The organism is Kribbella sp. NPDC020701 (assembly GCF_055562215.1).
On sequence record NZ_JBVHFT010000020.1, the window covers coordinates 144,943 to 157,535 of the forward strand.

11 protein-coding genes and 1 tRNA gene are annotated in these 12,593 nt (G+C 69.5%); 10 read left to right on the plus strand and 2 right to left on the minus strand.

The genetic code is table 11. The annotated features are described in order from the left end of the window. Nucleotides 1-52 precede the first annotated feature (52 nt). Nucleotides 53-1,066: an aldo/keto reductase gene (locus ACZ3HV_RS37275; RefSeq protein WP_465691574.1), complete on the minus strand. Its 1,014-nt coding sequence runs from the start codon at nt 1,064-1,066 to the stop codon at nt 53-55. A gap of 121 nt (nt 1,067-1,187) precedes the next feature. Between ACZ3HV_RS37275 and ACZ3HV_RS37280 the strand changes: the two genes are divergently transcribed. Next, a complete protein-coding gene (locus tag ACZ3HV_RS37280; RefSeq protein WP_465691554.1) occupies nt 1,188-2,054 on the plus strand; it encodes an AraC family transcriptional regulator in 867 nt (288 codons plus the stop codon). A 167-nt stretch (nt 2,055-2,221) separates the two neighbouring features. Here the strand turns inward: ACZ3HV_RS37280 and ACZ3HV_RS37285 are convergent. Next, nucleotides 2,222-2,293, minus strand: a tRNA-Arg gene (locus ACZ3HV_RS37285). A 179-nt stretch (nt 2,294-2,472) separates the two neighbouring features. On the opposite strand from ACZ3HV_RS37285, the gene ACZ3HV_RS37290 reads away from it, so the two are divergent. The 9 genes from ACZ3HV_RS37290 to rpmE all read left to right on the plus strand — a co-directional run bounded on the left by ACZ3HV_RS37290 (nt 2,473) and on the right by rpmE (nt 12,500). Then, complete coding sequence (locus ACZ3HV_RS37290; RefSeq protein WP_328519087.1) at nt 2,473-2,658, plus strand: PspC domain-containing protein; 186 nt, start codon at nt 2,473-2,475, stop codon at nt 2,656-2,658. 98 nt (nt 2,659-2,756) lie between these two features. Further along, entirely contained in the window at nt 2,757-3,233 is a 477-nt protein-coding gene (locus ACZ3HV_RS37295) for a hypothetical protein (RefSeq protein ID WP_465691556.1), read from the plus strand. 62 nt (nt 3,234-3,295) lie between these two features. Beyond that, complete coding sequence (argS, locus tag ACZ3HV_RS37300; RefSeq protein WP_465691558.1) at nt 3,296-4,954, plus strand: arginine--tRNA ligase; 1,659 nt, start codon at nt 3,296-3,298, stop codon at nt 4,952-4,954. Beyond that, a complete protein-coding gene (gene lysA / locus ACZ3HV_RS37305) occupies nt 4,951-6,357 on the plus strand; it encodes a diaminopimelate decarboxylase (RefSeq protein ID WP_465691560.1) in 1,407 nt (468 codons plus the stop codon). Before argS ends, lysA begins: the two co-directional genes overlap by 4 nt. Then, entirely contained in the window at nt 6,354-7,646 is a 1,293-nt protein-coding gene (locus ACZ3HV_RS37310; RefSeq protein WP_465691562.1) for a homoserine dehydrogenase, read from the plus strand. Before lysA ends, ACZ3HV_RS37310 begins: the two co-directional genes overlap by 4 nt. A 4-nt stretch (nt 7,647-7,650) precedes the next feature. After that, nucleotides 7,651-8,715, plus strand: a complete 1,065-nt coding sequence (thrC, locus tag ACZ3HV_RS37315) for a threonine synthase (RefSeq protein WP_360377339.1) — start codon at nt 7,651-7,653, stop codon at nt 8,713-8,715. After that, nucleotides 8,715-9,638, plus strand: coding sequence for a homoserine kinase (gene thrB, locus ACZ3HV_RS37320; protein WP_465691564.1), 924 nt, complete (start codon nt 8,715-8,717; stop codon nt 9,636-9,638). The genes thrC and thrB overlap by 1 nt, the downstream gene beginning before the upstream one ends. A gap of 334 nt (nt 9,639-9,972) precedes the next feature. Then, nucleotides 9,973-12,183 (plus strand): transcription termination factor Rho, encoded by a 2,211-nt coding sequence (gene rho / locus ACZ3HV_RS37325; RefSeq protein ID WP_465691566.1) that lies wholly within the window; start codon nt 9,973-9,975, stop codon nt 12,181-12,183. A gap of 110 nt (nt 12,184-12,293) precedes the next feature. Continuing rightward, nucleotides 12,294-12,500 carry a 50S ribosomal protein L31 gene (gene rpmE / locus ACZ3HV_RS37330; RefSeq protein WP_145813862.1) on the plus strand — a complete coding sequence of 69 codons (207 nt, stop codon included), beginning with the start codon at nt 12,294-12,296 and terminating at the stop codon, nt 12,498-12,500. Nucleotides 12,501-12,593: the final 93 nt, after the last annotated feature.

Genomic DNA, 12,593 nt, shown 5'->3' on the forward strand with positions numbered 1-12,593 from the left:
GCCTCAGTTTCGAACCGTGACCGGGGAATTACCAGGCCATGGGGGTGGCGGCTCAGCGACGGCGGAGGTCGGCGTGTTCGATCGCCGGGGGAGTGGCGTTGTAGTTGTCGGCCGGGTTCAGTTCGCTGCCGGGCGGGACGATCTCGTCGATCTGGTCGAGGATGTCGGCGGGCAGGTCGATCTCGGCGGCAGGCAGCAGGCTGTCGAGTTGCTCCTGGGTTCGCGGGCCGATCAGGACCGACGTCACCGCCGGGTGCGACCGGACGAACGCCGTGGCCAACTGCGGCAGCGTCATCCCGGCCTCACCGGCGAGCGCGGTGAGCTTCGCCACCGCCGCGGTCTTCGCCTGACCGGTCGGAGTCGACGGGTTGTAGCTGGACGGCCGGGTCGACGCTCGGTGTGACGACGCCAGGTTCGCCCGGCCGGACAGCCAACCACCGTTCAGCGGGCTGAACGTCAGTACGCCGAGGCCGTAACGCTGGACCACCGGGAAGACGGACGCCTCCGGCCGGCGGGTCAGGATCGAGTACATGCATTGCTCGGACAGGAACCGGTGCGTGCCACGACGCTCCGCTGTCCACTGCGCCTCGACGATGGTCTCCGCCGGGAACATCGACGAGCCGAACGCGCGGATCTTCCCGGCTTGGACCAGGTCGGACAGCGCGGACAACGTCTCGGCCGGATCCGTGTCGTGGTCCGGGCGATGCAGCTGGTACAGATCGAGGTGGTCGGTGCCGAGCCGGCGCAGGCTGTGCTCGACCGACCGGATGATCCACCGGCGGGAAGCGCCGCGCTGGTTCGGGTCGTCGCCCATCGGCAGGCCGAACTTGCTCGCCAGTACGACGTCGTCACGTCGCGTCCTGATCGCCGTACCGACGATCTCCTCGGACTCCCCGCCGGAGTAGACGTCGGCCGTGTCGATCAGGTTGATGCCCGCGTCGAGGGCGCGGTGGATGATCCGGACCGAGTCCTCGTGGTCCGGGTTGCCCATCGCGCCGAACATCATCGCGCCGAGGGCGACGTCGCTGACCGAGATACCGGTGGCGCCGAGAGTTCTGCGTTGCATGGTCATGGTGCCTTTCTCGCGATTGCTCTTACCTCTCGATCACAGCACCGCGGAGCCCTCGAGCGTGAGCGTGATCCTGGCGCCGGCTTGCGCGATCCTGCCGACTTGGTTCACTGGGGAAGTGGACCTCTTGGCCGAGCTCGGGACTCTCATCGCCCGGCACGCCGTCGGACAGCGCGGGCACAGCCGGCAGTTGATCGACGGGGTGCAGGTCAGCAGGGTCGACGAACCGACCGAGCCGAGCGCCGGAGTGGCCAGGCCGTCGGTCGCGATCGTTGCCTCGGGCGTCAAACGGACGCTGCTGAACGGTGTGGCCTACGAGTACCGCGCCGGGCAGTTCTTGGTGACCTCGGTGGACCTTCCGGTGATCGGCCAGGCGCTGAAGGCGAGCCGGGACGAGCCGTTCGCCGTGGTCAGCCTGCGGCTCGATCCGGTGGAGATCGCGCCACTGCTGCTGGAGACACCGGCCATGCCGGCGCAGTACGCCGGTCTCGTGGTCAGCGACGCGACACCCGATTTGCTGGATCCCGTCGTACGGCTGCTGCGGATCGTGGACCTGCCCGCGGATGTACGCGTGCTGGTGCCGGGGATCCGGCGGGAGATCCTGTGGCGGCTGCTCACTGGTGAACAGGGCGCACTGGTCCGGCAGATCGGACTCGCCGACGGCATGCTCGCCCACATCTCGCAAGCGATCCGCTGGATCCGCCGCCATCACAGCGAACCGATCCGGGTAGCTGACCTGGCCGATCTGGCCGGCATGAGTCCCTCGACCTTCCACCGCCACTTCCGTGCCGCGACCTCGATGACGCCGATCCAGTTCCAGAAGCAGATCCGCCTGCAGGAGGCCAGGGTCCTGCTGCGGACGCAGGCCAGCACCGCGGCCGAAGTCGGCTACCAGGTCGGCTACACCAGCCCCGCCCACTTCACCCGCGCCTACCACCAAGCCTTCGGCCGCACCCCCGCCGAAGACCGAACAACGCGAACCTGAAACAGCCACCTCTCCCAGGCCCAACCGCAAACAGCAACCACAGCGAATCTGGGGGTCCGGGGGGGTGAAGCCCCTCCGGGCGGGGTGTGGGGGTCGCACCCCCACAAAACACGACGGGCGATCCAACGCTCGCGCTTTCCGCGAGCAAGGATCGCCCAGATCGTCCGCGCCCCCGGCAGGATTCGAACCTGCGCACCCGCCTCCGGAGGGCGGTGCTCTATCCCCTGAGCTACGGGGGCTCAGGAACGTGCAGAACAGTAGCAGGAAGTTATGGCATTCCCCGAATCGGGTGGGTCACCGAGGAGGGTGCCCGGGGGACCCCTGAGCGGACCCTGGAAGGGCGGTGCGGCGGGATCGACTTTCGGTGACGCGGCGTCATAGTGGATGTAAGCCCGTCAAGGAAAGGAAATCGGTACCCATGGCTACCACTCTGGTCCGCCCGTCCAACGGTCGCTGGATCGGCGGTGTCTGTGCCGGACTGGCCCGCCGGTTCGGCATCTCGGCGAACACGATGCGCCTGATCTTCGTCGTCAGCTGCCTGCTGCCCGGTCCGCAGTTCCTCATCTACATCGTGCTCTGGGTGCTGATGCCCTCGGAGGGCTGACCCTCCGGCAGCCCGGCCGCGCCCGCATGGCAACCTGGCTCTCCATGAGAGCAGGCAGGTGGCGCCGGGCGGGCGTGACGGCAGCCGCCCTGCTCCTCATGAGCATCGTGACGGGCGGCTGCCAGGTAGGTCCCGCACCGCCCGCAGCGGCTGACCTCCGCACCGGCCCGCCACCGTGGGATGCACCCCGCGACGCGGTCTCGTACATCGACAAGGCCGGTTTCGAACGACTCCCGCTCGACTTTTCCGGCCCCTCGCCGTACACCGTGACGCTGAAAGTGACCGTCGACGGCAAGCCCGTCCAGGTCCCCGCCGGGGTCGGCATCGACCGCCTCCGCGCCGAGCAAGCCGCCATCCACACCCACACCGCCGACGGCCTGATCTACGTCGAGGCCAAAACCACCTCCGAACACCCCACCCTGGCCCAGTTCTTCACCCTCTGGGGCCTCAAGTACGACGCCGGCTGCCTGGCGGACGCCTGCAAGTCCCTCACGGTCACCGTCGACGGCACAGCGGCCCCTTGGGACACTCCGCTGACCCGCAACGCGCACATCACGGTGAGTGCCCGGCGCTGACCCCGTACCGGGCTGTGGATGCTGAGTCAAGGGATCGGGGCGCGGGCCATTAGGCTGAGGCGGTGACTCCGGAACAGCTCGCTGAGAAGATCCTGCAGGCCCTGGCCGCGCTCGCCGACGACGGCGCCATCACCGTCGAGGGCGGGCTGCCGCGCGAGCTGAAGGTCGAGCGCCCCAAGAACCCCGAGCACGGGGACTACGCCACGAACGTCGCGATGCAGCTCGGCAAGCGCGCCGGGATGAACCCGCGCCAGTTCGCGGAGCTGCTGGCCGCCAAGCTGCGGGGCGACGAAGCCATCACCGCGGTCGAGATCGCCGGCCCCGGCTTCATCAACCTGCGGGTCGCCGCGGACGCCCAGGGCAAGATCGCCCAGTCCATCCTGGACGCCGGAGTGAGCTACGGCACGAGTGACAGCCTGCACGGCCAGACGGTGAACCTGGAGTTCATCTCCGCCAACCCGACCGGCCCGCTGCACCTCGGCCACACCCGCTGGGCCGCCGTCGGCGACGCCCTCGCCCGGGTGCTCACCGCCGCCGGCGCGAAGGTCAGCCGCGAGTTCTACATCAACGACCGCGGCGCTCAGATGGACAAGTTCGGCGCCAGCCTGCAGGCCGCGGCGAACGGTCAGCCGGTCCCCGAGGACGGCTACCACGGCGAGTACATCCTCGACCTCGCCAAGCAGATCGTCGCGGAGGTCCCCGGCATCACCGACCTGCCGGAGTCCGAGCAGCTCGTCGCCTTCCGCGAGGCCGGGTACGAGCGTCAGCTCAAGGAGCAGCAGGGTCAGCTCGAGCACTTCCGCACGCACTTCGACGTGTGGTTCTCCGAGCGCAGCCTGCATGAGCAGGACGGTGTCGGCCACGCGATCGAGAAGCTCCGCGAGCAAGGTCATCTGTACGACGCCGACGACGCGTTGTGGATGCGGACCACGGACTTCACCGACGACAAGGACCGGGTCCTGATCCGCTCCAACGGCGAACCGACGTACTTCGCCTCCGACGCGGCGTACTACGTGAACAAGCGCGAGCGGGGTTTCGACCTCTGTATCTACCTGCTCGGCGCCGACCACCACGGCTACGTGAACCGGCTGAAGGCGATCGCAGCCTGCGCCGGCGACGACCCCGAGCAGAACATCCAGGTCCTGATCGGTCAGCTGGTGAAGATCCTCAAGGGCGGCGAGGAGATGCGGCTGTCCAAGCGAGCCGGCACCATCGTCACGCTGGCCGAGCTGGTCGAGGAGGGTGGCGTCGACCCGCTTCGGTACACGCTCTGCCGCTACCCGGCCGACTCCCCGCTGACGCTGGACATCGAGGAGATGACCCGCCAGGCGAGTGAGAACCCGGTCTACTACGTGCAGTACGCGCACGCCCGGCTCGCGTCGATCCTGCGGAACGCGGACGAGCTCGGCATCAAGCTGGACGAGTTCGACCCGGGCCTGCTCAACCACGAGCGCGAGGGCGACCTGCTCCGCGCGCTGGCCGAGTTCCCGCGGGTCGTCGCTACTGCCGCCGAGCTGCGCGAGCCGCACCGGATCGCCCGCTACCTCGAGGACACCGCGGCGACGTTCCACAAGTTCTACGACAGTTGCCGCGTGCTCCCGCGCGGCGACGAGGAGGTGGAGCCGGTGCACAAGGCTCGCCTGACCCTGGTCTCCGCGACCAGGACCGTGTTCGCCAACGGGCTGGACCTGCTCGGCGTCTCCGCTCCGGAGCGGATGTGAGGGCGCACGAGGCGGGCGCGCTGCACGCCGACATCGGCCACAAGGCACCGCCGTGGCTGCGCGCGCCGCGGGACCCCAACGACCTGGTCACCGCGCTCTGGTCGAACACCGCGAAGAAGAACGGTGAAGGCGCCCTCGAGGTCGGCGGCGTCGACCTGCGAGACCTGGTCGCCGAGCACGGCAGCCCGGCGTACGTGCTCGACGAGGACGACTTCCGTGCCCGGGCCCGCGCGTTCAAGCACGCGTTCAAGGACTTCGACGTCTACTACGCCGGCAAGGCCTTCCTGTGTACGACGATCGTCCGCTGGGTGATGGAAGAGGGCCTGAACCTCGACATCTGCAGCGGGGGAGAGCTGGCCGTCGCCTTGCGTGCCGGGGCCGACCCGAAGCGCCTGGGGTTCCACGGCAACAACAAGTCCGAGCAGGAGCTGGCCCGCGCACTCGACGCGGGTGTCGGCCGGATCATCGTCGACTCCCAGCACGAGATCACCCGGCTGATCCAGCTCGCCGGTGAGCGCAACACGGTGGCACCGGTGATGATCCGGGTCACCGCCGGCGTCGAGGCACACACCCACGAGTACATCGCGACCGCGCACGAGGACCAGAAGTTCGGCTTCTCGATCACCTCCGGCGCCGCCTTCGAAGCCGTTGCCCGAGTCAACGAAGCGCCGGAGCTGGAGCTGCTCGGACTGCACTCGCACATCGGGTCGCAGATCTTCGACTCGTCCGGGTTCGAGGTCGCCGCGAAGCGCGTGATCGCCTTGCACGCAAGGGTTTCCGAGGAGCTCGGCGTGGACATGCCGGAGCTCGACCTCGGCGGTGGCTTCGGGATCGCGTACACCACGCAGGACGACCCGTCCGACCCCGCACAGCTCGCCACCGAGATGGGCAAGATCGTCGAGCACGAGTGCCGTGCCTTCCAGGTCGAGGTCCCCAAGGTGTCGATCGAGCCCGGTCGCGCGATCGTCGGTCCGGCCGTGTGCACGGTCTATTCGGTCGGCACGGTCAAGGAGGTCGAGCTCGACGCCGGCGCCGCGCGGACCTACGTGTCGGTGGACGGCGGCATGAGCGACAACATCCGCGCCGCGCTCTACGACGCCGACTACTCCTGCACGCTCGCCAACCGGTACTCCGACACCGAGCCGACGCTGGCCCGGGTGGTCGGCAAACACTGCGAGGCCGGGGACATCGTCGTGAAGGACGAGTTCCTGCCGTCGGACGTGCAGCCCGGCGACCTGATCGCCGTCCCCGGGACCGGCGCGTACTGCCGGTCGATGGCGAGCAACTACAACCACGTGCCGCGGCCACCGGTGATCGCGGTCAAGGACGGTCGAACGCGGATCGTCGTACGCCGTGAGACCGAAGAGGACCTGCTGGCACTGGACATGGGAGTCGAGGAGTGAACGACAAACCCCTGAAGGTAGGCCTGCTCGGTTGTGGCGTGGTCGGCACCGAGGTGGTGCGGATCCTGACCGAGCAGGCTGACCATCTCGCCGCCCGCGTCGGAGCCCGGCTGGAGATCGCCGGCATCGCCGTACGCCGGGCCGGCCGCGAGCGGGACATCGCCGTCGACCCCTCGCTGGTCACGACCGACGCGCAGGCGCTCGTCTCCCGCGGTGACCTGGACCTGGTCATCGAGGTGATCGGTGGACTGGAGCCGGCCCGCAGTCTGATCCTGTCCGCGCTCGAGCACGGCGCGTCCGTCGTCACAGCGAACAAGGCCCTGCTGGCCGAGGACGGCCCGACGCTGTTCGCGGCCGCGGAGAAGTACGAGCGCGACCTCTACTTCGAGGCCGCCGTGGCCGGTGCGATCCCGATCCTGCGGCCGCTGCGCGAGTCGCTCGCCGGTGACGACGTGACCCGGGTGATGGGCATCGTCAACGGCACCACGAACTACATCCTCGACAAGATGGACAGCACCGGCGCCGGCTTCGACGAGGCACTCGAGGAGGCCCAGGCCCTCGGGTACGCCGAGGCCGACCCGACCGCGGACATCGAGGGGTTCGACGCGGCCGCGAAGGCGGCGCTGCTGGCGAGTTTGGCCTTCCACACCAGGGTTTCCATCGCCGACGTGCACCGCGAGGGCATCACCGAGGTGAGCGCGACCGACATCGCCTCGGCCCGCGAGATGGGCTGCGTGGTGAAGTCGCTGGCGATCTGCGAGCTGGACGAGGCGACCGATTCGGTCAGCGCCCGGGTGTATCCGGCGATGATCCCGGCCACGCATCCGTTGGCCAGCGTTCGGGACGCGTACAACGCCGTGTTCGTGGAAAGCAAAGCGGCCGGCCAGCTGATGTTCTATGGTCGTGGTGCCGGCGGCGCCCCGACGGCCAGTGCTGTCCTCGGGGATCTCGTGTCCGCCGCGCGCAACCGGCTCAAGGGAGTGCCGGGGGTCGGCGAGTCGTCGTACACCGAGCGAGCCGTGCGGCCGATGGGTGACGCGATGACCCGCTACCACGTATCGCTGGACGTGGCCGACAAGGCCGGTGTGCTGGCGGCGGTGGCCCACGCGTTCTCCGAGCACGACGTGTCGATCCAGACCGTCCGCCAGGAGGGCCGGGGCAGCGACGCGCAGCTGGTGGTGGTCACCCACACCGCGACCGACGCCGCGTTGTCCGCGACCGTGGAGACCCTGCGTGACATGGACATCGTTCGTGAAGTCAGCAGTGTGATGCGGGTGGAAGGCGAGTAGATCAATGGCTCACCAGTGGCAAGGCGTGATCGAGGAATACCGGGACCGACTGCCTGTTTCGGCGGATACCCCCGTGGTCACGCTCGGCGAGGGCGGGACGCCGCTGGTGGCCGCGCAGTGGCTCAGCGAGCAGACCGGGTGCGAAGTCTGGCTCAAGGTCGAGGGCAATAACCCGACCGGCTCGTTCAAGGACCGCGGGATGACGGTGGCGATCTCGCTCGCCGCGCAGGCCGGTGACAAGGCGGTCGTCTGCGCCTCGACCGGCAACACTTCGGCGTCGGCCGCGGCGTACGCCGTCCGCGCCGGACTGCTCCCGCTCGTGCTGATCCCGGCCGGCCGGATCGCGAAGGGCAAGCTCGCCCAGGCCGTCGTCCACGGCGCCAAGCTGGTCTCGATCGATGGTGGCTTCGACGACTGCCTGCGGATCGTGCGCGAGCTCGGCAAGCACTACCCGGTCGCGCTGGTGAACTCGGTCAACCCGGTTCGCCTGGAGGGCCAGAAGACCGCTGCGTTCGAGGTCTGCGACGCGCTCGGCGATGCGCCCGACCTGCACCTGCTCCCGGTTGGCAACGCGGGCAACATCGCGGCCTACTGGAAGGGCTATCAGGAGTACGCGAAGGACAAGCTCGCCTCGAAAACGCCGCAGATGTGGGGATTCCAGGCCGAAGGCGCGGCGCCGATCGTGCGTGGCGCGATCGTCGAGAAGCCGGACACGGCCGCGACTGCGATCCGGGTCGGGAACCCGGCGTCCTGGACGCTGGCCGAGGCCGCGCGGGACGAGTCCGGCGGCCGGATCGAGATGGTCACGGACGAACAGATCCTGACCGCACAGGGTGAGCTCGCCGCCCGCGAAGGCGTATTCGTGGAGCCGGCGTCGGCCGCCGGAGTGGCCGGGCTGCTGCACGCGAAGGCTCAGGGCTGGCTGCCGGGAGGCTCAACCGTCGTGATCACTGTCACAGGGCATGGTCTGAAGGACATCGACACGGCGCTCGATCACGCCCAGGTGAACGAGTCCCCGGTCACCCCGGCCGACACCGACGCGGTCGCCCGCGTCGCCGGCCTGGCCTGATGGGGCAGCAGGTGGAGACGAGCGACCGCCGCCCCTGCGACCAGGTGCGGGTCCGCGTCCCCGCCACCAGCGCCAACCTCGGCCCGGGTTTCGACGCGTTCGGCCTGGCGTTGACGCTGTACGACGAATTGATCGTGACCCCGGGTGGATCCGGGGTCCGGGTCGAGGTGGTCGGTCCCGGCGAGGGTGAGGTGCCGCTGGACGAGTCACACCTGGTGGTGCGGTCGATCCAGGCCGGCCTGACCGCTCTCGGTGCTGACGTACCGGGCTACTCGCTGTTGTGTGAGAACCGCGTTCCGCATGGGCGTGGACTCGGGTCGTCGTCGGCGGCGATCGTCGGTGGTCTCGCGGCGGCGTACGGGCTGGCCGGCGTACAGCTCGACCGCGATCGGATCGTCGAGCTCGCGACCGAGATCGAGGGGCATCCCGACAACGTCGCGGCGTGTGCGCTCGGTGGTTTCACGATCGCGTGGACCGATGGCGGCAGCGGCAAAGCGGTCCGGCTCGAACCGGCGCAGCCGCTGGTCGCGGTGGTTTACGTACCAGACAACCGGGTGCTGACGAAGCAGGCGCGCGGCTTGCTGCCGAACGCCGTACCGCATGCGGACGCGGCGGCGAACGCGGGTCGTGCCGCGCTGCTCGTCGCGGCCCTCACCGGGCGGCCGGAGCTGCTGATGACCGCCACCGAGGACCGGCTGCACCAGGACTATCGCGAGCCCGCGATGCCGGAGAGCCTTGCGCTTGTGCACAAGCTCCGGGGGAGTGGGCTGCCGGCGGTGGTCAGCGGCGCGGGTCCGACCGTGCTCGTCCTGGGCAGCCCAGCGGCGACCCGGCTGGCACCGCCGCCACCGGACGGCTGGACGCGGTACGAGCTGGCTATCGATCCAGTCGGCGTACAGGTCTGGTCCCTGGAAGCGGGGTAGGTCGTGCGCGGGCCGGGGAATGATCCGGAACTGACACGCGTTGTACCCCTCGAGTCAGCAGAACGACCCGTAGTGGTGCTAGTCTCGACTCACCCGATCCCCTCCAGGTGATCGGTGAACTCTCGTCACGATCCGGGCTGTGCTCCCGGCACCCTGTGTTGTGTGGCGACTCTCCTGTGGATTTGACCCTGCGCCGCCTGCGTTGGAGATGTCCGGGGGGACTCAGATCGAGCGAGAGCCTCTTGTCCCGCGTCGCCGTTTCGTCGGTCGTGGGTGATGAAATTGATCGATGTGCCCTCTGGGACATCGATGATCCGTGTGGGAAGGACCTCACGTGACAGAAACTGTTGAAGCCTCCAGCGGAGCCGGCACCACGTCGGCCCCGGGAACCGACGCTGCGGCCACCACCGCGACGCGTCGCCGGAAGGCCGGAGGCGGCCTCGAGGGCATGCTGCTCCCCGAGCTCAAGCAGCTCGCCGGGACGCTCGGCATCAAGGGCACCGGCGCACTGCGCAAGGGCCAGCTGATCGAGGCGATCAAGGCCGCTCAGGCCGGCGGCCCCGCGGGTGGTGCCCGCGCCAAGGCCACCCAGCCGACGCTGGACGAAGGTGCCACCGAGGCGCCCGCGGCCAAGGCCGCTCCGGCCAAGCGCGAGGGCGGCAGCCGCCGGACCCGTGCCGCGGCCCAGAGCGAGACCACCGCCGCGCAGAACGGCGCGGCACCCGAGGCCGCCGCTGCCGTCGAGGTGCCGGCCGCCTCCCAGAACGGGACCACAGCCGAGCACGGGACGACCGCCCAGAACGGGACCACCGCCGCCCAGAACGGCACCGCGACCGCCGAGCCGCAGCTCGAGCAGGGCGCGGACAACCGCGGCGACGATCGCAACCGCGACAGCCAGCGGGACGCTCGCGAGGGCAGCCAGAACCGCGACCGCAACCGCGACAGCCAGCGGGACCAGGGCCGCGAAGGTCAGGGCCGGGACGCCAATCGGGAAACCCGCGACGGCAGCCAGAACCGCGACCGCAACCGTGACAGTCAGCGGGACAACCAGCGGGACGGCCAGCGCGACAACCAGGGCCGCGACTCGCAGGGCCGCGACGGCAACCGTGACACTCGGGACACTCGGGACACTCGGGACACTCGGGACACCCGGGAGACCCGGGACAACCAGAACCGCGACGGCAACCGCGACAACCGCGGTGACAACCAGCGGAACCGGCAGGACCAGAACGACCGCGGTGAGGAAGGCGACGGCCGTCGCCGGCGCCGCCGGGGTCGCGACCGCGACCGCAACACCCGCGACGGCAGCCAGACCGGCCGCGACAGCAGCACCAGCCGGAACCGGGGCCGCGGCGAGCGGTTCGACCCGGAGCCGACGATCAGCGAGGACGATGTCCTCGTCCCGGCCGCCGGCATCCTCGACGTACTGGACAACTACGCGTTCGTCCGGACCAGCGGCTACCTGCCCGGGCCGAACGATGTGTACGTCGCCCTCTCGATGGTGAAGCGGTACGGCCTGCGCAAGGGCGACGCGATCACCGGTGCGGTCAAGCAGCCGCAGGAGGGTGAGCGTAAGGAGAAGTTCAACCCGCTGGTCCGGATCGACACCGTCAACGGTGCGGACCCGGAGATCGCCAAGCAGCGGCAGGACTTCAACAAGCTGACCCCGCTGTACGCGACCGAGCGGCTGCGGCTGGAGACCGACCCCGGCGTGCTCACCACCCGGATCGTCGACATCGTCAGCCCGATCGGCAAGGGCCAGCGCGGCCTGATCGTCTCGCCGCCGAAGGCCGGTAAGACGATGGTGCTGCAGGCGCTGGCGAACGCGATCACCACGAACAACCCCGAAGTGCACCTGATGGTCGTGCTGGTGGACGAGCGGCCTGAAGAGGTCACCGACATGCAGCGCACCGTCAAGGGCGAGGTCATCGCCTCGACGTTCGACCGCCCGGCCGACGACCACACCACGGTCGCGGAGCTGGCGATCGAGCGGGCCAAGCGGCTGGTCGAGCTCGGCCACGACGTGGTCGTCCTGCTCGACTCCATCACCCGGCTGGGCCGCGCGTACAACATCGCGGCGCCCGCCAGCGGCCGGATCCTGTCCGGTGGTGTCGACTCGTCGGCGCTGTACCCGCCGAAGCGGTTCTTCGGTGCGGCCCGCAACATCGAGGACGGCGGCTCGCTGACCATCCTGGCCACCGCGCTGATCGAGACCGGCTCGAAGATGGACGAGGTGATCTTCGAGGAGTTCAAGGGCACCGGCAACATGGAGCTGCGGCTGCGCCGCGAGTTCGCCGACCGGCGCATCTTCCCGGCCATCGACGTCGTCGCCTCCGGCACCCGCCGCGAGGAACTGCTGATGTCGAAGGACGAGACCGGCGTGGTCTGGAAGCTCCGCCGGGTGCTGAGCGCCCTCGACGGCCAGGCGGCGCTGGAGCTGCTGATCGGCAAGCTCAAGGAGAGCAAGTCGAACATCGAGTTCCTGCTGCAGGTCAACAAGACCACCCCGTCGGCCGGCGGCCGCTCCACCGACGACGGCAACTGAGAAGCACTCGATTACCAGTTTGCCGCCGTCCGGTGGCAAACTGATTGGTCGGTTCCGGTTCACGCTCGCGCCCGCGGGCGACCCGGGGCACCTGAACCTAGGAGATCCCTTTGAAGAGCGACATCCACCCGACGTACGTCGACACCACGGTGACCTGCACCTGTGGCGCCACGTTCCAGACGCGCTCCACCGCGGAGAACGGCGTGATCCACGCCGACGTCTGCTCGCAGTGCCACCCCTTCTACACCGGTAAGCAGAAGATTCTCGACACCGGTGGCCGGGTGGCCCGCTTCGAGAAGCGGTACGCCAAGAAGTAGCGACCTCACCGCGGGGGGGTGGGGGGGGGGGGGGCGGAGGGGGGGGGGGGGGGGGGGGGGGGGGGGGGGGGGGGGGGGGGGGGGGGGGGGGGA

What these genes read in the sequence shown, in the direction of transcription:
- ACZ3HV_RS37275 (WP_465691574.1), bottom strand. Translation starts at nt 1,066, where the DNA reads ATGCAACGCAGAACTCTCGGCGCCACCGGTATCTCGGTCAGCGACGTC.
- ACZ3HV_RS37290 (WP_328519087.1), top strand. Translation starts at nt 2,473, where the DNA reads ATGGCTACCACTCTGGTCCGCCCGTCCAACGGTCGCTGGATCGGCGGT.
- ACZ3HV_RS37295 (WP_465691556.1), top strand. Translation starts at nt 2,757, where the DNA reads ATGAGCATCGTGACGGGCGGCTGCCAGGTAGGTCCCGCACCGCCCGCA.
- thrC (WP_360377339.1), top strand. Translation starts at nt 7,651, where the DNA reads ATGGCTCACCAGTGGCAAGGCGTGATCGAGGAATACCGGGACCGACTG.
- thrB (WP_465691564.1), top strand. Translation starts at nt 8,715, where the DNA reads ATGGGGCAGCAGGTGGAGACGAGCGACCGCCGCCCCTGCGACCAGGTG.